At 45.9% G+C, this 22,080-nt stretch carries 21 protein-coding genes and 1 other RNA gene; 21 read left to right on the forward strand and 1 reads right to left on the reverse strand.

The features are described 5' to 3' along the window. The first annotated feature begins 54 nt into the window (after window positions 1-54). The 6 genes from speE (at window position 55) to argS (ending at window position 7,132) form a co-directional block, all read left to right on the forward strand. Window positions 55-882, forward strand: coding sequence for a polyamine aminopropyltransferase (gene speE / locus AB4Z17_RS06630; protein ID WP_054025894.1), 828 nt, complete (start codon window positions 55-57; stop codon window positions 880-882). Window positions 883-920: 38 nt separating this feature from the next. Further along, the gene (gene speB / locus AB4Z17_RS06635) at window positions 921-1,790 is read left to right on the forward strand and encodes an agmatinase (protein ID WP_076271583.1); all 870 of its coding nucleotides are present in this window, start codon (window positions 921-923) and stop codon (window positions 1,788-1,790) included. Between the two features lie 195 nt (window positions 1,791-1,985). Continuing rightward, window positions 1,986-4,235, forward strand: coding sequence for a bifunctional 2',3'-cyclic-nucleotide 2'-phosphodiesterase/3'-nucleotidase (locus AB4Z17_RS06640; RefSeq protein WP_441912812.1), 2,250 nt, complete (start codon window positions 1,986-1,988; stop codon window positions 4,233-4,235). A 158-nt stretch (window positions 4,236-4,393) separates the two neighbouring features. Next, complete coding sequence (locus tag AB4Z17_RS06645) at window positions 4,394-4,903, forward strand: DNA-deoxyinosine glycosylase (protein WP_076271584.1); 510 nt, start codon at window positions 4,394-4,396, stop codon at window positions 4,901-4,903. 76 nt (window positions 4,904-4,979) lie between these two features. Beyond that, window positions 4,980-5,453, forward strand: coding sequence for a DUF1934 domain-containing protein (locus tag AB4Z17_RS06650; protein WP_441958856.1), 474 nt, complete (start codon window positions 4,980-4,982; stop codon window positions 5,451-5,453). Then, window positions 5,453-7,132, forward strand: coding sequence for an arginine--tRNA ligase (gene argS, locus AB4Z17_RS06655; RefSeq protein WP_441912814.1), 1,680 nt, complete (start codon window positions 5,453-5,455; stop codon window positions 7,130-7,132). The genes AB4Z17_RS06650 and argS overlap by 1 nt, the downstream gene beginning before the upstream one ends. 29 nt (window positions 7,133-7,161) lie before the next feature. Here the strand turns inward: argS and AB4Z17_RS06660 are convergent, their stop codons facing one another. Continuing rightward, entirely contained in the window at window positions 7,162-8,298 is a 1,137-nt protein-coding gene (locus AB4Z17_RS06660; protein WP_339205988.1) for a S8 family peptidase, read from the reverse strand. 460 nt (window positions 8,299-8,758) lie between these two features. Here AB4Z17_RS06660 and rpoE point away from each other — a divergent pair, with 460 nt between their 5' ends. The 15 genes from rpoE to AB4Z17_RS06735 all read left to right on the forward strand — a co-directional run bounded on the left by rpoE (window position 8,759) and on the right by AB4Z17_RS06735 (window position 21,737). Next, window positions 8,759-9,331 carry a DNA-directed RNA polymerase subunit delta gene (rpoE, locus tag AB4Z17_RS06665; protein ID WP_076271588.1) on the forward strand — a complete coding sequence of 191 codons (573 nt, stop codon included), beginning with the start codon at window positions 8,759-8,761 and terminating at the stop codon, window positions 9,329-9,331. A 490-nt stretch (window positions 9,332-9,821) separates the two neighbouring features. After that, window positions 9,822-11,423, forward strand: coding sequence for a CTP synthase (locus tag AB4Z17_RS06670; protein WP_441912816.1), 1,602 nt, complete (start codon window positions 9,822-9,824; stop codon window positions 11,421-11,423). 156 nt (window positions 11,424-11,579) lie between these two features. Next, complete coding sequence (locus AB4Z17_RS06675; protein ID WP_076271590.1) at window positions 11,580-11,978, forward strand: response regulator; 399 nt, start codon at window positions 11,580-11,582, stop codon at window positions 11,976-11,978. A gap of 198 nt (window positions 11,979-12,176) precedes the next feature. Continuing rightward, window positions 12,177-12,371 carry a class II fructose-bisphosphate aldolase gene (locus tag AB4Z17_RS06680; RefSeq protein WP_441958858.1) on the forward strand — a complete coding sequence of 65 codons (195 nt, stop codon included), beginning with the start codon at window positions 12,177-12,179 and terminating at the stop codon, window positions 12,369-12,371. Between the two features lie 324 nt (window positions 12,372-12,695). Then, the gene (locus AB4Z17_RS06685) at window positions 12,696-13,958 is read left to right on the forward strand and encodes a UDP-N-acetylglucosamine 1-carboxyvinyltransferase (protein ID WP_076271592.1); all 1,263 of its coding nucleotides are present in this window, start codon (window positions 12,696-12,698) and stop codon (window positions 13,956-13,958) included. Between the two features lie 123 nt (window positions 13,959-14,081). Then, entirely contained in the window at window positions 14,082-15,416 is a 1,335-nt protein-coding gene (gene rho, locus AB4Z17_RS06690; RefSeq protein WP_339205993.1) for a transcription termination factor Rho, read from the forward strand. Between the two features lie 21 nt (window positions 15,417-15,437). Then, the gene (locus AB4Z17_RS06695; RefSeq protein ID WP_339205995.1) at window positions 15,438-16,691 is read left to right on the forward strand and encodes a radical SAM protein; all 1,254 of its coding nucleotides are present in this window, start codon (window positions 15,438-15,440) and stop codon (window positions 16,689-16,691) included. Between the two features lie 144 nt (window positions 16,692-16,835). Then, window positions 16,836-17,033, forward strand: coding sequence for a 50S ribosomal protein L31 (rpmE, locus tag AB4Z17_RS06700; RefSeq protein ID WP_339205996.1), 198 nt, complete (start codon window positions 16,836-16,838; stop codon window positions 17,031-17,033). Window positions 17,034-17,116: 83 nt separating this feature from the next. Further along, on the forward strand, window positions 17,117-17,545 hold the full coding sequence (locus tag AB4Z17_RS06705) for a hypothetical protein (RefSeq protein WP_441912817.1): 429 nt from the start codon (window positions 17,117-17,119) through the stop codon (window positions 17,543-17,545). 67 nt (window positions 17,546-17,612) lie between these two features. Further along, window positions 17,613-17,881, forward strand: an RNA gene (ffs, locus tag AB4Z17_RS06710) — signal recognition particle sRNA large type. Between the two features lie 323 nt (window positions 17,882-18,204). Continuing rightward, on the forward strand, window positions 18,205-19,995 hold the full coding sequence (gene dnaX / locus AB4Z17_RS06715) for a DNA polymerase III subunit gamma/tau (protein ID WP_441912818.1): 1,791 nt from the start codon (window positions 18,205-18,207) through the stop codon (window positions 19,993-19,995). A gap of 24 nt (window positions 19,996-20,019) precedes the next feature. Further along, window positions 20,020-20,331, forward strand: coding sequence for a YbaB/EbfC family nucleoid-associated protein (locus AB4Z17_RS06720; RefSeq protein ID WP_054025909.1), 312 nt, complete (start codon window positions 20,020-20,022; stop codon window positions 20,329-20,331). A 136-nt stretch (window positions 20,332-20,467) separates the two neighbouring features. Continuing rightward, window positions 20,468-21,067 carry a recombination mediator RecR gene (recR, locus tag AB4Z17_RS06725; protein ID WP_076271598.1) on the forward strand — a complete coding sequence of 200 codons (600 nt, stop codon included), beginning with the start codon at window positions 20,468-20,470 and terminating at the stop codon, window positions 21,065-21,067. Between the two features lie 161 nt (window positions 21,068-21,228). Continuing rightward, window positions 21,229-21,477: a DUF2508 family protein gene (locus tag AB4Z17_RS06730; RefSeq protein ID WP_430053873.1), complete on the forward strand. Its 249-nt coding sequence runs from the start codon at window positions 21,229-21,231 to the stop codon at window positions 21,475-21,477. Further along, a complete protein-coding gene (locus AB4Z17_RS06735) occupies window positions 21,474-21,737 on the forward strand; it encodes a pro-sigmaK processing inhibitor BofA family protein (protein WP_441958860.1) in 264 nt (87 codons plus the stop codon). The genes AB4Z17_RS06730 and AB4Z17_RS06735 overlap by 4 nt, the downstream gene beginning before the upstream one ends. Window positions 21,738-22,080: the final 343 nt, after the last annotated feature.

Consider the following 22,080-nt stretch of genomic DNA (forward strand, 5'->3'; position numbering starts at 1 on the left):
TAATTTTACTATAATACAGGTTGAACGATTGAAGGAAAGAAGGGATTTAACACCATGGAATTGTGGTATACGGAAAAACAAACAGATAGCTTCGGCATAACGGCGAAGATCACTAAGACTTACGTTAATGAACAAACAGATTTTCAACAGCTTGATATGATCGAAACGGAAGAGTTTGGAACGATGCTTGTTCTCGACGGTATGGTTATGACCACGGTTAAGGATGAGTTCGTTTACCACGAAATGGTTGCGCATCCTGTACTTTTCACGCATCCGAATCCGGAGTACGTGCTTGTTGTTGGCGGCGGAGACGGCGGCGTTATTCGTGAAGTAATGAAACATCCGAAGGTGAAGAAGGCAGTTCTTGTCGACATCGACGGTAAAGTAATCGAGTACTCCAAAAAATACTTGCCATCCATCGCTGGCGAGCTCGACAACCCGCGTGTTGAAGTGCTTGTAAACGACGGCTTTATGCATATTCATGATCATAAAAACACCTATGACGTTATTATGGTTGATTCCACTGAACCGGTTGGCCCTGCGGCAAACCTATTTACGAAGGGCTTCTACCAAGGCATCTACGAAGCATTGAAAGAAGACGGCATCTTCGTTGCTCAAACGGACAACCCATGGTTTAAAGCGGACCTGATCCAAAGCGTAAACAAAGACGTGAAGGAAGTATTCCCGATCGTTCGTGTATATGGCGCGAACATTCCTACTTACCCAAGCGGTCTGTGGACGTTCACAATGGGCAGCAAGAAACACGATCCTCTTGCTGTTGATGAGACAGCAATTCCAGAAATTGATACAAAATATTACACGCCTCGTCTTCACAAGGCAGCATTCGTGCTTCCTAAATTTGTTGAAGATCTTGTGAAGTAACAAGCGGCTACGCTTCAGGAAAGAGAGGGACATACCTCATGAAATTGGATCAAAAATATTCAGGCAATGTATTCATTTTGAGCTCTGACAACTACGAAGCTTCCAAAGCGGTTATCTACGGCATGCCGATGGATTTCACGGTTAGCTTCCGTCCAGGCTCCCGTTTCGGCCCTCCTCGCATTCGCGAAGTGTCGATTGGACTTGAAGAATACAGCCCTTACCTAGATCGCAGCCTCGAGGATATTGAATATTTCGATGCTGGTGATTTGCTGCTTCCTTTCGGAAACGCAGCGCGCAGTCTGGAAATCATCGGCGAATTCGTTCGCGGTGTGCTAGACGACGGCAAAATTCCTGTTGGTCTCGGCGGCGAACATCTTGTTTCTTGGCCGATCTTCCAAGAGGTGTACAAAAAGTACCCTGATCTTGCGATCATTCACTTCGACGCTCACGCTGATTTGCGCGAGTCGTATGAAGGCGAGCCGTTGTCCCACTCTACGCCGCTGCGCAAAGCAGCTGGTCTTATGGGTGGACAGAACATTTACCAGTTCGGTATTCGTTCAGGATCGCGCGAAGAGTGGCAATATGCACGCGAGAACATCAACTTCCATCCGTTTGAGGTTTTGGAGCCGCTTAAGAAGGTGCTTCCTGAGCTCGAAGGACGTCCGGTTTATTTAACGATCGACATCGATGTGCTTGATCCATCTGCAGCACCAGGTACAGGTACAGCGGAAGCGGGCGGCATTACATCGAAGGAGCTTATTGAATCCGTTCATGCCATTGCACGTTCCGGCGTGAACATTGTGGGCTTCGATCTCGTTGAGGTTGCGCCAGCTTATGATCCGACGGAGCAAACGCAAATTGTTGCGGCGAAGGTTATTCGCGAGATGCTTCTAGGCTTTTTGAAATAGTCATTAATTATAGTGAAGGCTTCACTGCCAGCGGTCATTTATCCGCGTGGCGTGAAGCCTTTTTTTTATTGTAAAAGGGCACTTTGGATTAACAAAATAAATAAATGACAATTCAGAATATTTGAATTAATATATTGTAGGAAAACATTATTTCATCTTGTGCTTGCAGCAGAGCATCTTATTAATAGAAAGAGAATGAAGGAGGCGTTTTTGTTGGTTAACAAATCGGTGTGGAAGGGTGCTTTAGCTGCTGCTATTACCGTTAGTCTAGGGGCTATGCCGTTCACGGCAATGGCTGATGCGGGTGCAGGGAATACAGTGCAGCTGCGAATTATGGAAACGTCGGACCTGCACGTGAACATGATGAACTATGACTATTTTGCGGACAAGCCTACTGATGAATATGGGTTCGCGAAGACGGCTACGCTCATCAAGAAAGCGCGGGAGGAAGCTCCKAACAGCCTATTATTTGATAATGGCGATTTGATTCAAGGAAATCCCCTAGGTGATTATGTCGCTACTGTTGATAAGCTGAAGCAGGGCGAGACGCACCCGGTGTATAAAGCTATGAATTTGCTTAACTACGATGCAGGCAACTTAGGCAATCATGAATTCAATTATGGCTTATCATTTCTGGACACCTCGCTCGCGGGCGCAGACTTTCCTTATGTAAATGCAAACATTTATAAAGTAGATGGAGACAAGGATGAGACGAATGATGTTAATTTGTTTAAACCTTATCTCATTATTGATAAAGAGGTAACAGACAGCAAGGGCGCGAAGCATAAGCTGAAGGTAGGCGTGATTGGCTTTGTGCCTCCGCAAATTACAACATGGGACAAAGCTCATCTAGAAGGCAAGGTTATCGTTAAGGATGTTGTCAAAACGGCAGAAAAGTTTGTACCAGAAATGAAAGCGAAGGGAGCGGATATCATTGTTGCGATTCCGCACTCGGGCTTTGAAGATATTCCGCAATCAGAGCTGATGGAAAATTCTGTGCTCTATTTAAGCAAAGTTGCTGGCATTAATGCGATTTTGTTCGGACATGCGCATAAAGTATTCCCTGACAAATCGTTTGAAGGAAAAACGGGTGTCGATCTCGCCAAAGGAACGATTAACGGAGTGCCTGCGGTTGAGCCGGGCTTCTGGGGAAATAATCTTGGTATTATTGATTTAACACTGGAGAACAAGGATGGGAAATGGGCCGTTGTCGATTCGAAAAGCACGGTTAAGCCTATCTTTGATGCGGTAAATAAGGTACCTCTTGTAGAAGCTGACAAAGCTGTTGTCGATGCGGTGAAAGAGGATCATGAGCATACGCTTGCGTATGTGCGAGGGCCTGTCGGCAAGACGACAGCGTCAATCAACAGCTGGTTTGCTCTTGTTCAAGATGATCCATCCATTCAGATCGTTACGAATGCACAAAAATGGTATGTAGAGAAGCAGCTGCAGGGAACGGAATATGAAGGGCTTCCTGTTCTTTCGGCAGGAGCGCCGTTTAAGGCTGGCGGCCGCCAAGGACCGAATTATTATACCAATATTCAGGCGGGCGATATTGCAATCAAGAATGTTGCCGATTTGTATTTGTACTCGAATACTGTGAATGCTGTACTCGTCACAGGAGCGGAGATTAAAGAATGGCTCGAGTGGTCGGCTGGTCAATTCAAGCAGATCGACGCATCAAGCACAGAGAAGCAAGAGCTGATCAATTATGATTTTCCAACGTACAACTTCGATGTAATTGACGGTGTGACCTATCAGATCGATGTTGCACAACCGACGAAGTATGAAGCTGGCGGCGCGCTCAAGAACGAAAGCGCGAAGCGGATCGTTAATTTGCAGTTTGAAGGAAAACCAATTAAGGCGGATCAGAAGTTCGTTGTTGCAACGAACAACTATCGCGCATCTTCCAGCAAATTCGCAAACCCAGACGGCAAACGTATTATCCTTGCTTCCCCGGATGAGAACCGCCAGGTTGTCATTGACTACATTCGCTCCTTCAAGACGATTGATCCGGCAGCGGACGGCAACTGGTCGCTAGCGGCAATTAATGACACCGTGAACGTGACAATCAAGACGTCACCGGAAGCAAAGAGTGCAGCGGAAGCGAATAAGTTGACTTCCTACACGGGTGATACAGCTGATGGTTATGCAGAGTTTAAGCTTAATCTAAGTCCGAAGTCAGTAGTATTGCCGGTAGAACCAACAAAACCGACAACACCAACAAAACCGACGAAGCCGACAGAGCCAGCTAAACCTGAGAAGCCAACGACTTCTGTTCCAACGGCTCCTCAAGCTTCGGTTTATACGGTGAAAGCTGGGGATACTCTTTATGCAATAGCTTTGGAGCACGGAACGACATGGCAGAAATTAGCCAGCTACAATAAGCTAAAGAACCCGAATAGAATCTATCCGGGTCAAAGCATAAAGATTCCGGCTAAATAATCGATTCGGATTGATAAAAAGACGTTTTCCGCGTAATCTTAGCGGGAAGCGTCTTTTTCTAATACAAACAGAAAATGCGATCGTATGATCAAGGCTAGAATGGGCTTATAATAAGACGTTATTGCTGCTTTTAAAAATAGATTAGGGGGCTATACGACATGCGCATTTATTCGTTTCCGCCTGTTATCGATGAGCGATCGCGCGTGCTGATTCTTGGGACAGCACCAAGCGTAAAATCGCTTGAGCATAAGCAATTTTATGGACACCCGCAAAATTTTATGTGGAAAATAATATATCGTTTATTCAATGAATCTGACCCGGACCCTGTGTATGACAACCGTCTCGCATTCTTAAAGGAGCATCGCTTAGCGCTATGGGATGTTATCGAATCTTGCGAGCGCGAAGGCAGCTTGGATGTGAACATACGTGGAATCGTACCGCAGAAGCTGCCGGAGCTTGTAGCCAAATATCCAGAGCTGCGCTGCTTTGCATTTAACGGAAGCAAGGCATACGATACCTTTCAGAAATTTTATAAAGGGCATGAAAGCTTTCGAAGCATCACGCTACTCAAGCTGCCTTCCTCCAGTCCGATTCCAACTCCGCGTATGCGAACGCTCGAGGATCGTGTGGAGGCATGGCGTGAAATCGTACCGTTTGCAACAAGTTAACCGGGCTCTGGCGTTGAAATTCGGAGCCTACCTGTATATAGTAGTTACATAAGATTAGACTGATAACAGGAGCAAGATGATGGCAGACAGCAGGAAAGTGCGAATTACCTTGGAGAGTGTGCAGGATGGAAGCTCGCATACTCATGCTTACAAAGGGGATTGGTTCCGCAAGGAGAAATCCATATTTATCCGCTACATCGAGCCGGCAGTGGAAGGCGATACAGAAGCTGGCGAAATACGGACGCTTATTCGATTCCGGCCGGAAGAAATGTCAGTTGTGCGGCGCGGCGCTATAGAATCGGAGCAGCTTTTTGTTCCTGGACATAGGAGAGCTGGCAGCTATCAATCACAAATGACATCTTTATCGCTTGAAGCAGAAACGCTGCGGCTGCGGCTTCATGCGCCGGGTGAAGATGGTGTAATGAAGGCGATGGACACATTGCCTGATCAGCTGCCTTTTACACTTGAATGGGAGTATGAATTGTACGTTGGTGATCAAATGTCGGGTCGGTTTCATATCCGGCTCCATATACAGGAGGAACAAAATTAATGAATGCAAATGTATTAGAGAAGATGTATGAACAAGTCAAAGCAGCGATCGCTGATGCAGCGGTAGCGGCTGGTTTGGCAGCGCGGGAAGAGCTTCCGGCGTTTGTGATTGAAGTTCCTAAGGATAAATCGCACGGAGATTTGGCAACAAATGCAGCGATGCAGCTGACTAAGCTGGCGAAGAAAAATCCTCGTCAAATCGCTGAGGCGATTATTGCGCATTTGGATACGAAGCAAGCTTCTATTCAAGCAGCGGAAATTGCAGGCCCGGGCTTTATTAACTTCCGTATGGATAACAGCTATCTCTATCCGGTTGTGGCTGCAGCGCTTGAAGCGGGAGAAAACTATGGACGTACTTCGGATGGTTCCGGCAAAAGTGTACAGGTAGAATTCGTGAGCGCGAATCCTACGGGCAGCCTGCATCTTGGACATGCTCGCGGCGCAGCAGTTGGCGATGCATTGTGCAATGTACTTGATTATGCGGGATATGATGTTACGCGCGAATATTATATTAATGATGCGGGCAAGCAGGTGGAGAACCTAGCTGTATCCATCGAAGCTCGTTACCGTCAAGCGCTTGGTCAAGCGGCGGAAATGCCGGAGGATGGTTATTATGGCGAGGACATTATTGGCTTTGCAAAACTTCTTGTCGAGCAAGAAGGCGATAAGCTGCTGGAATTGCCGGATCAAGAACGTTTTACGTTTTTCCGCCAGTTTGGCCTTGAACGGGAGCTAGATAAAATTAAACGCGATCTCGGAAGATTCCGCGTTGGTTTTGACGTTTGGTACAGTGAAACAGCATTATACGAGAGCGGACAAGTGGAGCAAGGTCTTGCAACGCTGAAGGCGACAGGGCATGTCTATGAAGAAGAAGGAGCGACATGGCTGTCTACCATGACTTTTGGCGACGACAAAAACCGCGTGCTCGTGAAAAATGACGGCTCATATACCTATTTGACACCGGATATCGCATATCATATGGATAAATACGGACGCGGCTTCGATCAGATGATCAACATTTGGGGTGCCGATCACCATGGCTACATTCCGCGTGTGAAAGCAGCGATGGAGGCACTAGGCAACGATCCGAAGAAACTGACCGTGTTAATTGCACAGATGGTCAGCTTGTTCCAGAACGGCGAGAAAATGAAAATGTCGAAGCGTACGGGCAAAGCGGTTACCATGCAGGATCTGATGGATGAAGTGGGCATCGATGCGATTCGTTACTTCTTCTCCATGCGGAGCATGGATTCGCATCTTGATTTCGATATGGATTTGGCGATCTCTACTTCAAATGAGAACCCTGTGTTTTATGTTCAATATGCGCACGCTCGGATTTGCAGTATTTTCAGACAAGCGGAGGAACAAGGCATCGTTCTTAAATCCACGGACACTATCGATTTCAGCAAGCTGACTGCCGAGGGCGAGTTCGATCTTCTTCGTAAAGTTGGTGAGCTGCCGCAGGAGATCTCTGAGGCTGCAGCACAATATGCGCCTCATCGTCTTATTCGTTATGTATACGAGCTGGCTTCCCAGTTCCATAGCTATTATAGAGCGGAGCGCGTCATCACAGAAGATGCTGAGCAATCGCAAGCGCGCTTAGCCTTGCTTGGAGCCGTACGTATCGCTATTGCGAATGTGCTTCGTTTGGTCGGCGTTTCTGCTCCAGAACGCATGTAAGCTTTGTTTCATAAAAATAAACCGTGGACTCATACTTTATCCACGGTTTGCATCATACGCATCACGTCAAGCTCGCCGATCGTTCGGCGGGCTTTACTGCCTCTAAGGGGCTGAACGGATCGTTTAATAATTGTCTTGATCTCGGTAGGCGTAAGTCCCGGCTTATGTGCGAGCAGAAGCGCGATTGCTCCGCTGACATGCGAGGTGGCCATGGAGGTTCCACTCATTTCATTGTATTTGCCGCGCAGCCATGCGGATACGATTTTGTCGCCAGGCGCGTAAACGTCAATATAGGAGCCTCGATTGCTGAATGGTGCAACGCGGCGGAGTTTATTCGTAGCGCCAACAGCAATCGTTTGAGGGTAGCGTGCCGGATAATCAACGGAACGGCGCTTCCCGTCATTGCCGGAGGAAGCAACGATAATGACGCCTGCATTGTGGGCGTTAATGACAGCTCCAAGCAGCGCTTTGCTTTTTGTCTTCATACCGAAGCTCATGTTGATGACGTTCATGCGATTGCGGATACACCATTCAATACCGAGAATAATGTCGGATACGAAGGCGCTCCCATTATGGTCAAAAGCTTTGACCGGCGAGATTAACGCCCGCGGGGCTACGCCAATCATGCCCTGTAATTGATTTGCTGCGGCGATGGTACCTGCAATATGTGTACCATGACCGTTATCATCATGAGGGAGCATGCTGCGATTGAGAAGGTTGATGCCCCTAGAGAGTGATTGGCGAAGATCTGGATGGCTGAAGTCAGCTCCTGTATCGATGACGCCGACCTTGACCCGGTGACCGGTTGTCGTGCTCCAAGCCAGCGGGGCTTTAATCTGGTTTACACCCCAGGGGATGCCCTTATCTACAATAATCGACTTTTGTGGAGAAGAATGCACGCTGATTTTACAATCTTTCTCAATCCAAACACGCCCGGCGAATCGCTCTAATGATTCCTCGGCCGGCAATGTGCAGGCTATTCCAAGAATGCTGGGCATTTGTCTAATGCTTTTTTGCGGTAAAGATGATGAAGTGACTTTAGGCAATTGCTGTAGGAAGTATCGGTAGTCGCTCGCACGCTGAAAGCGAATGATACGCTTTACAGTCGTTGTGTCCGTGCGAGCCATCGTATCCTGCAACATACGGATAAAAGCGACGGTGTCCAAACTTGGCTTCCCCYCCCGACGGACCATGCTGAACTATTGTATGAACGAGCGCTCTATAACGCATGAGCAACTTGCCTTTTTTCACATAATTAGGCTGAAAACCGTGTCAAAAACCGACTGGGGACATACGATGAACAAAGAGTTCTCAGGGGCTCTTACGACCAAGGTGCGTTGCCTCGTGTCATGGCCGGATGGATACAGTCAAAGCGGAAGGACTATCCTTTCGCTTTTTGCATAGAAGTCCAAGCTATACTGCAGCAGCGTGATCCGCTTGCTTTTTTGCAGGAAATAGGTTTTACTATACTGTGACTAGCGTAAACGACGGGTGCGAGCCTCTGGCAGTTACCGATCGTTTTGCGATTAAATGTGAGCGGTGTATAAGAGAATAACGTACACGATCCTTGCATTTTATAGGTAAGAACGAGTACATAAATTGAATGGCAAGAGAGGATGTGTCCATATGAGCAGCAGCAATTTCACGTTAAAGCTGGATCCTGAACGTATGAAGGAAATGCCTATGGTCGATTTGGCCTTTGAAGTGCTGAAAGCGGCTAATACGCCTTACTACTATCGCGATCTAATGATGGAGATCGCTAAAATACGCGGTCTTTCCGCAGACGGAATCAACCAGTTCATCGCCCAAGTGTATACAGAAATCAACATTGATGGACGTTTCGCTTGCGTTGGCAGCAACATGTGGGGGCTGAAACGCTGGTATCCAGTTGAGCGTTCTGAAGATCCTGTAGGTAATGCGAAGCGTACGCGTATCATTAACGATGATGATGATCTCGAAGATGATGATGTATTTGCGGACGAAGAAGAGGATACTTACGCAGAGGCTGAAGAAGACTACGATGTATTCGACGAGGACCGCGAGGACTTCGAAGAGGCGGAAGAGGAAGCTGAAGTCGATGAGGAAGTTGGAATCGACGACGAGGAGCTGGACGAGGAAGAAGTCGACGGTGAACTCGATGCGGATGATGATGAGTCGGATGATGAGGAATTTGAAGACGACGACGAGTCTGACAAGTAAATGTTTGCTGAAAGTATAAGGCGGTCTAAGCACCCAGCTTATCCTTCTTCTTATACTTTTCTGCGGTACGAGCTCTGCTCTATACAGATGGCTTAGTCGTTTGAACTGGCGTGAGGAATATCCAGTCAGTTTCGCTTGACAGTTGCTACGAGCGCAGAGTAAACTATCTCATGGGCTTAAGATTCGGTTAACAAATAACGCATACAAGCGCAAACGACTCGTTTTCGTCTTTTGACGAGAAGGTCAAGTTTCGCGGTGAAATAGAAGTAGAGCATAACGCATTGCTGATGCTTGCTTGTATTTTTATATATGCCAAAAAAGGAAAAGTGCCCCGTTGCTACGGGTGTCACTTTTTTTGTTTGTGAGGGATGGGTCTGTAGGATGCATTCCCACAAATTGGATGGATAGGCGGAGTGTATCCGCATCCATGTTTATCGAGTAAATGGGCAAACCTAAACATTAACCATAGGGCTTGGAGGGTATCATCACAGTGACCAAATATATTTTTGTAACCGGCGGCGTAGTGTCGTCCTTGGGCAAAGGGATAACAGCAGCCTCGCTTGGCCGATTGCTGAAGAACAGGGGCCTCAAAGTAACGATTCAGAAGTTTGATCCATACATCAACGTCGACCCAGGAACAATGAGTCCATATCAGCACGGAGAAGTATTCGTTACCGATGATGGTGCAGAAACAGATTTGGATCTTGGTCACTATGAACGGTTTATCGACATTAACTTGTCGAAGAACAACAATGTGACGTCCGGCAAAATCTATTCCAACGTAATTACCAAAGAGCGCCGCGGCGACTACTTGGGTGGAACTGTTCAGGTAATCCCGCATATTACGAACGAAATTAAAGACCGTGTATTCCGTGCGGGCAAAGAAGCGGGTTCTGATGTTGTTATTACAGAAATCGGCGGTACGGTTGGTGATATCGAAAGCTTGCCTTTCCTTGAAGCTATTCGTCAAATCAAAAGCGATATCGGGCGCGACAATGTAATGTACATCCACGTAACGCTTATTCCTTACATCAAAGCGGCAGGTGAAGTGAAAACAAAACCGACGCAGCATAGTGTTAAGGAATTGCGCAGCATCGGTATTCAACCGAACGTAATCGTATGCCGTACAGAGCATCCGCTTGCTGAAGATTTGAAACGTAAAATTGGCTTGTTCTGCGATATCGATGCGAATGCAGTCGTGGAATGCCGCGATGCGTCCACTTTGTATGAAGTGCCATTGATGCTTCGTGAGGAAGGCCTCGACGAGATCGTTGTTAATCATCTGAAGCTTAAGACAGAACAGCCGGATATGCGCGAATGGGAAAGCCTTGTTCAGCGTGTAAAGTCGCTTCATAAGAAGACGGAAATTGCAATTGTTGGTAAATATGTTTCGTTGCATGATGCGTACCTCAGTATTGTAGAGTCGCTAGAGCATGCGGGTATTGCTTCCGACTCAGAAGTGAAAATTCGTTGGCTGCATGCAGATGAGCTTACGGAAGAGAATGTCGAGCAACAGCTTAGAGGCGTTAATGGTATTCTTGTGCCAGGCGGCTTTGGCGATCGCGGTATTGAAGGCAAAATTACAGCGATTAAATACGCACGTGAAAACAAAATTCCGTTTTTCGGCATTTGCCTTGGCATGCAGGTAGCTGTCATTGAATATGCTCGAAATGTGGCGGGACTAGCTGGTGCGAATAGCTCTGAAATTAATTCATCCACTCCATATCCGGTTATTGACTTGCTGCCGGATCAGAAGGATGTTGAAGATATGGGTGGCACGATGCGTCTTGGTCTCTACCCTTGTAAACTTAAGCCAGGTACGCTTGCTGAGCGTGAATATGCCGACGAGCTCGTTTATGAGCGTCATCGTCACCGGTATGAATTTAACAATGAGTACCGTGAAGCAATTGAATCTGTTGGTCTTACTATTTCTGGAACTTCTCCAGACGGCCGTCTTGTTGAGGTTGTGGAAATGGCTGATCATCCTTGGTTCTTGGCTGTTCAATTCCACCCGGAATTCAAGTCTAGACCGAACCGTCCGCAGCCATTGTTCCGCGGATTTGTACAAGCCGCGCTTAACCATTCCGAGTAATATATTGCATTTATGATCAATGGCAGATTCTTTAACAACAACAGATAAGTTTTTCTCTTAACGAGAAGGATTATATACCCACTTTAGCGAATATATTAACGATTATGGAAGAGTTGGCCATTTTCTGGGTAAACTCATTTGCGGGGGGATTTGGAGTTGGATAAGAAGAAAGTGTTGATCGTTGATGATCAGAACGGTATTCGCGTATTGCTTATGGAAGTTTTCAGCAGCGAGGGCTATAATACGTTCCAAGCGTCTAATGGCAAGCTGGCTTTGGAAATCGTCAAGAACGATGCTCCAGATCTTGTTCTGTTGGATATGAAAATTCCCGGCATGGATGGTTTGGAAATTTTAAAGCATGTGAAAGCTATCGACCGAAACATTAAAGTCATCATGATGACCGCATATGGTGAATTGGATATGATTAAAGAAGCGACGGATCTCGGGGCATTAATGCACTTTACGAAACCTTTCGACATCGATGAGATGCGAATTGCGGTTAATATGCAGCTGCGAGGCGGCAACTCCACAAGTCGTTTTGCAATAGGCTCCTGATTTAGCAAATAAACGGCATCGTCTCTTACTTGAAGGCGATGCCGTTTTTTTCATTTATTGGCAATAGCAAAACAAGCTTTACTATTCCAAGGCTCATTATGTTATAATGTCTCAGAATGACAAGTCGGACCGAGCTGGAGGAAGAAAGATAACATTTACGAGGAAGACAGCGATCTTGTTAGTTCCTATGAATGAATTTTGCCAGGCGCTTATAGCAAGCAAGAAACAGTAGTCCAGTTCAACACAGACATCAGGGTAATTACACAAACGATTGTTGAAGCTGCTAAGGAAGAAAAATCACCGTTTATTTGCAAGGTCAGCGAAAGCGCCTTGAAATATATGGGCATTCCATTCACTGCTGCAATGGCGTGTGCCGGGGCCAAAAAAATCTAGTCTTCCAATCGATTTGATTTTGATCATGATTTTAATTTCAGTTGCAGTATCCCTTTGAGAGAAACATGTTGCTTTTACAAATACAATTCCAAGAAAACAAATAGCTAACGCTGATTCGTTGGAACTACGCCAATACTTGACAGCTGTGCGAATTGAGAAGCTGGCTGTTACTAACAAAAATCCGTTTGTTCGGAAGTAACAACTATGTGTAATAACAGGAGCAAAGGAATAAACCGCCTCATAACGGCAAGTGGGTTTAACACTCGCTTGCTTTGGCGGTTTTTCCTTTATTCTCTTCCAATCTACGGGAGGAACTATAATTAGATGGAGAAATTGATGATACGCGGTGGACGGCCGCTTCGCGGTACCGTTCAAATCAGCGGAGCCAAGAACAGCGCGGTGGCTCTTGTACCTGCTGCTATTTTAGCAGAATCAGAAGTTGTGTTGGATAATTTGCCTATTATAAGTGATGTAGCTGTATATAGTGAAATTTTGCAGGAGCTTGGCGCAGTCGTAAAACGTGATGGCGATATGATGCGCATTGATCCTTCCGCGCTTGTCTCCAAACCGATGCCAAACGGCAAAGTGAAATTGCTGCGCGCATCCTATTATTTGATGGGGGCAATGCTTGGTAGGTTTGGTGAAGCGACAATCGGAATGCCAGGGGGCTGCAACTTTGAGCCTAGACCAATTGATCAGCATATTAAAGGGTTTGAAGCACTTGGTGCCACGGTAACTAATGATCATGGATCTATTCGAATTCATGCTGAGCAATTACGAGGCGCAAAGATTTACCTTGACGTTTCAAGTGTTGGAGCAACGATTAATATCATGCTAGCTGCCTCGCGGGCCAAAGGAATAACGATTATTGAAAATGCGGCAAAAGAGCCTGAAATTATAGATGTAGCTACTCTCCTTAATGCCATGGGCGCAAAAATCAAAGGTGCCGGGACTGAGACGATTCGTATTGAAGGCGTCGATCAGATGCATGGCTGCCGCCATTCCATTATTCCCGATCGAATTCAAGCCGGTACGTATATGATTGCAGCTGCAGCAACGCGCGGCGATGTCCTTATTGATAATGTTATTCCGAAGCACTTGGAAGCGATGAGCGCTAAGCTTGAAGAGATGGGTGTTCAAGTTATTGAGATGGATGAATCCATCCGTATTATTGGCGGACCTAATTATTCGTCCATTGATGTAAAGGCACTTGTGTACCCTGGTTTCCCTACGGACTTACAATCTCCAATGACAACCTTGCTTACACAAGCGAATGGAGTCAGTATTTTAACTGATTATGTTTACGGTACTAGATTTAAGCATGTTCCTGAGCTCACTCGCATGGGAGCGGATATTCGTGTTGAGGGCCGTTCAGCTGTTATTGAAGGCGGCAAGCTGAGTGCTGCAAAAGTTAAGGCTGCTGATTTACGCGCAGGGGCTGCACTTGTTGTCGCTGCTTTGACTGTTGAAGAAGGCGTTACTGAAATTTCGGGCGTCGAATATATTGACCGAGGTTATGATAATCTAGTAGAAAACTTATGCCGCCTGGGTGCGGAAGTTTGGCGTGAAACGGAAGCCACTTCATAAGGAATAGGACGATGCAGACGCTGTGGAATAGACGGCGTCTAATTCGGCAATGATGGATAATCAATCCTATGATTTTACTAGATATACAAAATCATAATGAAAATTAAATAAAGTGGTGAGAACATGACAGACCTTCAGATCGCAGATCTAGAAGAGATGAAATTGACCGACCTTTACAAATTGGCGAAGCAATTTCAAGTTCCCTATTACGGAACACTTAAGAAGAAGGAATTAATTTTTGCAATTCTTCGAGCGCAAGCAGAGAAGAGCGGCCTTATGTTCATGGAAGGCGTCCTTGATATTTTGTCAGAAGGCTTCGGATTTTTACGGCCTATTAACTATTTGCCGAGCAAGGAAGATATTTATATTTCAGCATCTCAAATTCGCAGATTTGATTTGAGAAGCGGCGATCTTGTTTCAGGTAAATGCCGTCCGCCGAAAGAGAATGAGCGTTATTTTGGTCTATTGCAAGTAAATGCTGTTAACGGCGAAAATCCGGAAACGGCTTCCGAACGATTGCACTTTCCTGCGCTTACTCCTCTTTATCCAGAAAAGAAGCTAGTGCTTGAGACGACACAGTCGAAGCTTTCCACTCGAATGATGGATTTGCTTGCTCCTGTAGGACTTGGCCAACGCGGTCTAATTGTTGCTCCTCCGAAGACAGGTAAAACCTTGCTTCTTAAAGAAATCGCCCACAGCATTTCCGAAAATCGTCCCGATATCAAATTGTTCGTTCTGCTTATTGACGAGCGTCCAGAGGAAGTTACTGATATGCAGCGCTCCGTGAAGGGTGAAGTTATCGCCTCCACATTTGATGAGCTGCCCGAGAACCATATCAAAGTAGCAGAGCTTGTACTTGAGCGAGCGCTTCGTCTTGTTGAGCATAAGAAGGACGTTGTCATCTTGATGGATAGTATCACCCGTCTTGCTAGGGCGTATAACTTGGTTATTCCTCCATCTGGTCGTACGCTTAGCGGCGGTATTGATCCAGCAGCGTTCCACCGTCCAAAACGGTTTTTTGGTTCGGCTCGAAACGTGGAAGAGGGCGGAAGCTTGACTATACTTGCGACTGCGCTGATCGAAACAGGATCACGTATGGATGACATCATTTATGAAGAATTTAAAGGTACGGGCAATATGGAGCTCCATCTAGACCGTAAGCTTTCTGAGCGTCGTATTTTCCCTGCGCTTGATTTGCGCAGATCTGGAACTAGACGTGAGGAAATGCTGCTTACGAAGGAAGAGCTGGAGAAGGTTTGGGCCATCCGCAGAGGTATGACAGATACGCCTGATTATGTAGATAATTTCTTGAAGAAACTTAAAGATAGTGAGAACAACGAACAGTTCCTCATGTCTCTTGATACAACAGTTGAAGCGAAACCGGAGCGGTCCGGTATAAAGAGCAGTACTACAGCGACCAGCAGGCGTCCTACGCCTAGAACTACGCACGGATCGTAAGACCGCAGGAGGGAGAACAACATGAATCTCGTATATGCGGATAAAAACGGAAATGTATTTGACCATCCCGACTTTATAGCTTTGGGAAGAAGCGGCGATATGATTGTCGAAATTATGGAGGAGGAATTAATTCCGCTACCTAATGGAGCAACTCTTGTTAGCCTGCCTTTCACTAGACCCATTGGTCTTAATCCGAGCACGGGCGAGATGCAGGCATTGCAAGGTGGAGCTCAAGCAGTCGGCGCCTTGCTTCCGCAAGGATTTACTCGTCTATGCTTGCCGGGCTATGTGAAAGCGGACAAGAACGAGAAGCTGCCATTGTTCGGATATACAGCTGTCGTATGGAAAGACGGTAACTTTTATGTAACGGCTGAGCAAAGTGACGATCCTGAAAGATGGGACCCGCTTAATTGCGACCGTGGCGAACTAGGTATTCAAGTAGAGCGTATTCTTGCTAAATATCCGGATAATCGTCTTTATAAGCATCTGTCGAACTGTGCTCTAGGTTATGAGTGCTTAACCTCTTCCAACACATTTCTAGGAAGATGGGAGGGTGCTGTTCCGGTATCGTATTCTTGCAATGCAGGCTGCTTCGGATGTATCTCTGAACAACCTGACGATAGCGGCTTTGTTGCTCCGCAGACGCGGATGAATTTTAAGCCGACTGTTGATGAGATCGTTGAAATTATGCTTGAGCATTTGCGCGAGCCGGAATCCATCATTAGCTTCGGTCAAGGCTGTGAAGGGGAACCTTCAACACAAGCTAAAATCATTGTTGAGGCTATGAAACGTGTTCGCAGTCAAACCTCGCTTGGATACATTAACATTAATACGAACGCGGGATTGACTGATTTCATGCGTGCGATAGTTGATGCAGGCCTTAATCTAATGCGCGTAAGTACGATCAGTGCACTTGATGATCACTATAATGCTTACTATAAGCCTCGCGGCTACAACTTAAAAAATGTTGAGAAGTCTTTGAAGTATGCTTCTGACAATGGTGTATATACGTCGATCAACTATTTGATTTTCCCAGGGGTCACTGACCGTGAGGAAGAAATAGAAGCGATGATTGGATTCGTTAAGCGTACTGGACTAAAACTCATTCAAATGCGCAACCTGAATATCGATCCTGAAAGCTACTTAGCGATTATTCCTAAGGCACAAGGTGAAATATACGGGATGAAGCAAATGCTTGAAATTTTCCGTGAAGAGCTGCCGGGTGTAGTTATTGGCTCTTATACACATGTTCCACCAGCCGCATTACGTCGATAAGTACCTATTAGGTAGTAAATTCGGCTAATATTAACCATATCACTGATTATTCATTGCAACAGCAAATAAGTTCATGCTATAATCCGAGATGTGCGATTTAACTCTGAGTCCGCATGCGATTCAGGGCAGAAAGAGGTGAACGAGATGAAACAAGCTATTCATCCGACATACCACATCATTACAGCAACTTGCGCTTGTGGAAATTCCTTCGAGACTGGTTCGGTTAAACCGAGTCTTCGCGTAGAGGTTTGTTCCCAATGCCACCCATTCTACACGGGTAAGCAAAAGTTCCTGGATGCTGGCGGCCGCGTCGATCGTTTCAAGAAGAAATACGGTATTTAATCCTACAAATCGTTCCGCCTTTATTTGGCAGAATACAAGAGCCTCCCTCAGCCATCCTATTGGATAGAAGGGAGGTTTTTTGATTGAATAAACAAACATTCGGTTTGAGTAAACGATTTGGTTTATTTCAAATGGCAGCCTTACTGGCTTGCTTATTTCTGTTAGCCATGACGATCTCAGGATGTGGGAACGGAAAAAGCAAGCAAGAAAACAGGCTGAAAACCTACGGTCATGATGGATACATGGGTTATTCCAACAGCAATCCGAATTTACCGAATCGTTATCAGTATCTTAATTATAATGCAGATGGAAAATTCATTGAGCAGGTGTTGAAGCCGATTTCCGGCATCGAGCATACGCAAATTTATTTTAACGGTACCGATCTTCATGTGAATGTAAAAGCAAATAAAGCACTGTCCGACGTTCAAGTCGAAGAGCTGCGAGCAAAGGCCCAGTCGGTCGTTCAGTACAATATGCCTCGGTATAAGGTTCATGTAGAAGCCAAAAGGTAGCTCTGGCATTCGTCCAATTTCAACCACGAGTTGCGCTTTAGGACGGAATCGGCTATACTTATTTTTGCCGTGCTAGATGGGGAGGTAGCGGTGCCCTGTAACTCGCAATCCGCTGTAGCGAGGTTGAATTCCTACTTGAGGTTATACTGATGTAGGGTCTTGGCACTTGCGAGCAGTGTTGACAGTTGGGTCCTCCGCAATGGACGTTTATGAACTTGGTCAGGTCCGGAAGGAAGCAGCCATAAGTAAATTAGTTCATGTGCCGGGGGAGTGCCTGACTCGAGCTGTAGTGCAAGGATGTCGCCTGGGTCGTATTTATCAGGAGTAGGTGCACGGTACTAAAATTTTCTAATATGATTTGCTTATAGCAAAAGTAGCACCTGTGATCGCTGTTCGATGTTTTTGTCGGAATTAGCGAATGCAGGTGTTTTTGTTTATTGCTGTTGTTTTAATAGGGTAAAATCTTAGCAAAAGAAAGTTTTGCTTGCTACACAGTTGTTGTATAATAGGGGAGTAGCAATGGTTTAAAATATAAGAAAGTATATTATTTTCTAATACTACTCTTATATTTCGCAATGCAAAGCAATTTCAGCGTCCACAGGACCGAAGGTGCTTTTGCTTATTGTAAATGAAAAGGCAACTTGAAAGGAAAGGTCTGCGTGTCACATATCGCTTTATACCGTGCCTGGCGTCCGCAGACGTTTCAGGACATGGTTGGACAACAGCATATTATTCAAACGCTGCAAAATTCTATTCGTGAGCAGCGTGTATCTCATGCTTATCTTTTTAATGGGCCGCGAGGAACCGGGAAGACAAGCGCTGCGAAAATATTAGCCAAAGCGGTTAACTGTGAACGTGGTCCGGCTGAAGAGCCATGTAATGAATGTGATGCTTGCATAGGGATTACCGCGGGACATATTATGGATGTAATTGAGATTGATGCTGCATCTAATCGCGGTATTGATGAAATTCGTGATATTCGTGATAAAGTGCGATATGCACCTTCAGAAGTGCGGTTCAAAGTTTATATTATAGATGAAGTACATATGCTTACGGCCGAGGCATTTAATGCCTTGCTCAAAACATTGGAGGAGCCGCCGGGGCATGTTATCTTTATCTTGGCGACGACCGAACCGCATAAGCTGCCTGCTACGATTATCTCCCGTTGTCAACGGTTTGATTTCAGGCAGGTATCGCTTGAAGAGCAGACGCAGCACTTGCTTAAGATTTGCCGTGAAGAGAGCATACAGGCCGACGAAGATGCGCTTGCTTATATTGCAAGATTGTCGGAAGGCGGAATGCGCGATGCGATCAGCTTGCTGGAGCAGGTTTCTGCTTTTGCAGGTGATCGCATTACTCTCGACGCGGCAGTAGATGTGACAGGCGGCATGGCCGCTGATCATTTCTACCAACTGGCGGAGGCTGTGAAGGATCGTCATGTAGCAGCTGTTATGCCGCTCGTGGAAAGCTTGATGCAAGCCGGCAAAAGTGCGGACAAATGCATGGAAAACTTAATATATTATTTCCGTGATTTGCTTGTTATGAAGCTTGCTCCGCAGGGCGGCGCAGTAACAGAGAGGATCGTTGATCCTGAACGCTTCAAAATGATGGCCGAGGCCTTCACTCCAGAGCGATTGTTCGCTATGATTGATACGTTGAACCGTTATCAAGTGGAGCTTAAGCATGCCTCGCAGCCTCAAACCTTGTTTGAAGTAGCGCTTATGAAGCTTTGCACGTTAAATGACGAGCAATCTTCAGGCGGAGCGGCTTCTGCAAGTGCAGCTGCTTCAGCATCAAGCGGCGGACAATCAGCTGAAGTAGGACGTTTGCGTCAGCAGATTGAGGCATTGGAGCGTAAACTAGAGCAAGCGATTCAAAATGGAGTAGGTAGCGGGAACAGCGCTTCTTCGGCTGACAGCGCGGCCAGCAAGCAAGCAGCACGTACTAATGCGGTTCGCAGTTCATTCGGCGGCTCAGGCGGCATAGTACGGTCCGCAGTCAAGCTTGATCCGTACCTGGCAACAGCAGGCAGTCCAGAATTCAATCAGTTCAGAATGAAGTGGAACGATGTGCTGCAGGGTGTGAAGGACGCTAAGATTACGGTCCATGCTTGGCTGAAAGACGGTGAACCGGTTGCTTCTGCTGACGATGCCATTCTCGTAGCGTTCAAGAATACGATGCACCGAGAAACGACCGAGAAGCCGGCCAATCGCGAGATTATTGAGAAAGTCATGCATGATGTACTCGGCGGTTCATTCCGTATCGTTACGGTTATGATGAAGGACTGGCAGGCTGCAGCGGCACAAGGTGCTAGTACGCAGAAGAGCGAGGCGCTTCAGCTTGAGCCCGAATCTTCTGCTTCACCACAAGCTGCAAGTCGGCCAGTATGGGTGGAAGAGGCCGTCAAACTTTTTGGTGAAGATTTAGTAGTAGTGAAGGATAAAGATTAAATTCTAATGATGAGGTGAATGGTAATGAACAATATGAACCAAATGATGAAGCAAGTGAAAAAGATGCAAGATCAAATGATGAAGGCTCAAGAAGAGTTGGAAACAAAGACGGTTGAAGGAACAGCGGGCGGCGGAGTAGTAACCGTATCTGCGAACGGCCATAAGAAACTTCTTAGCATTACGATTAAACCTGAGGCTGTAGATCCGGAAGATGTCGAAATGCTGCAAGACCTTGTCCTTACAGCTGTTAACGATGCGCTAACTAAAGTGGATGATCTAGCAAATAAGGATATGGGTAAATTCACAGGCGGAATGAAAATTCCAGGATTGTTCTAAGAAGCAGTATTGCTTCTGTTTGAAATAAAGGAAAGTATATTACGTGTATACTTATCTTTTATTTCCCCGTCAAAGCTGCTTCAGTGTCCAGGGGACACCGAAGGCGTTTTTTGTTTGAAAGGAGCTGTACCCAGTTTTGTATTACCCAGAACCGATAGCGAAATTAATTGATGCTTTTACGCGATTACCGGGTATTGGACCCAAAACGGCCGCCCGTCTGGCGTTTCATGTTCTTCGAATGAAGGAAGACGACGTCATTGATTTTGCGAAGGCGCTAGTAAGCGTTAAGCGCAATTTGTTCTATTGCTCGGTTTGCTGCAATATAACCGATACAGATCCATGTAGAATCTGTCAGGATAAATCACGTGACAACTCCATCATTTGTGTTGTTCAAGAATCTAAGGATCTTGTTGCGATTGAGCGTATGAAGGACTTCCAAGGCCATTATCACGTGCTTCAAGGCGCAATTTCGCCTATGGAGGGCATCGGTCCAGACGAAATTCGTATCGCTGAGCTGTTAAGAAGGCTGAGCGACGAACGCGTTCAGGAGCTTATACTGGCCACTAACCCGAATATTGAAGGCGAAGCCACAGCAATGTATCTATCCCGGCTGATCAAGCCATTTGGTATCCGAGTTACGCGTATCGCGCATGGCTTGCCTGTTGGCGGTGATCTTGAATATGCGGATGAGGTTACTTTGTCCAAAGCATTAGAAGGTCGAAGAGAAATAAACTAGTCATAATCAATATAGAAAACGGCAGGTCGAGAAATTAATCGATCTGCCGTTTTTGTCGTTTTGATAAGGTGTTCCTTTTAATATCCCGTTCTATTCTAATGTCCAAGCTTATACATATAGTAATGAACATGATGTAGTGAGGACAAGCGGGAGGGATAGATATGAGCAATACAGGCCAGCTCGAATTAAAAAAAGGGATGAACCAAATGGATGACATCCGAGCCGAAATTGTTGAGGCACACCGTGAATGGGAAAATGCGAATCGTTTCTTTAATTACGCAGTCGGCAAGGATCAAGTGGATTACGCGATATATTGTATGATCACAGCAGAAAAGCGATATGAGATGCTGCTTCGATTGGCAAAGCGTACCAGCAAGAACTGGCCAGCATGGAGAGGGGTGAGAGTGTGAAGACAATATGGTTATCGATTTTTATTGGATCTTCTCTCCTGTTAGCAGTCGTACTGCTTAAGAACAGGTTATCATGGGGATGGCTACGCAGCTTCTCGCTTCATCTTGTTTTGGYGGCTGGTTTGCTGTACTTGTTAAACTATTCAGGTCTTGTTCCAGGGATGTATATCCCGCTGAACCCTATAACAATAGGAACTGTACTTACTTTAGGTGTACCTGGAGTAGCCTTAATCGTTGGGCTCCAGTGGGTGGTGGTTTAGCAATTTTGAAAAAAGGTTTAAGGAAAAGGTTGACTCTGTATTCAATTATGTGCTACATTAGTTCTCGCCCCAAGAGTAAGTAAACAAGCTTTGAAAAAAGAATTTAAAAAAAAGCTTGCATTAACTTGGGCGAATGTGATATATTATAAAAGTCGCCGATACGAAAAACGCGGTTGACACGAAAGAATGAATTGTTCTTTGAAAACTGAACAACGAGTAATAACTGCCTCGCAAATCCTTCGGGATAAGCGAAAAAAGCGATAAAAAAGTAATGAGCATTTCAAACACCAATTTGGAGAGTTTGATCCTGGCTCAGGACGAACGCTGGCGGCGTGCCTAATAC

It is taken from the genome of Paenibacillus sp. TAF43_2, assembly GCF_052113545.1.
Taxonomy (GTDB): domain Bacteria; phylum Bacillota; class Bacilli; order Paenibacillales; family Paenibacillaceae; genus Pristimantibacillus.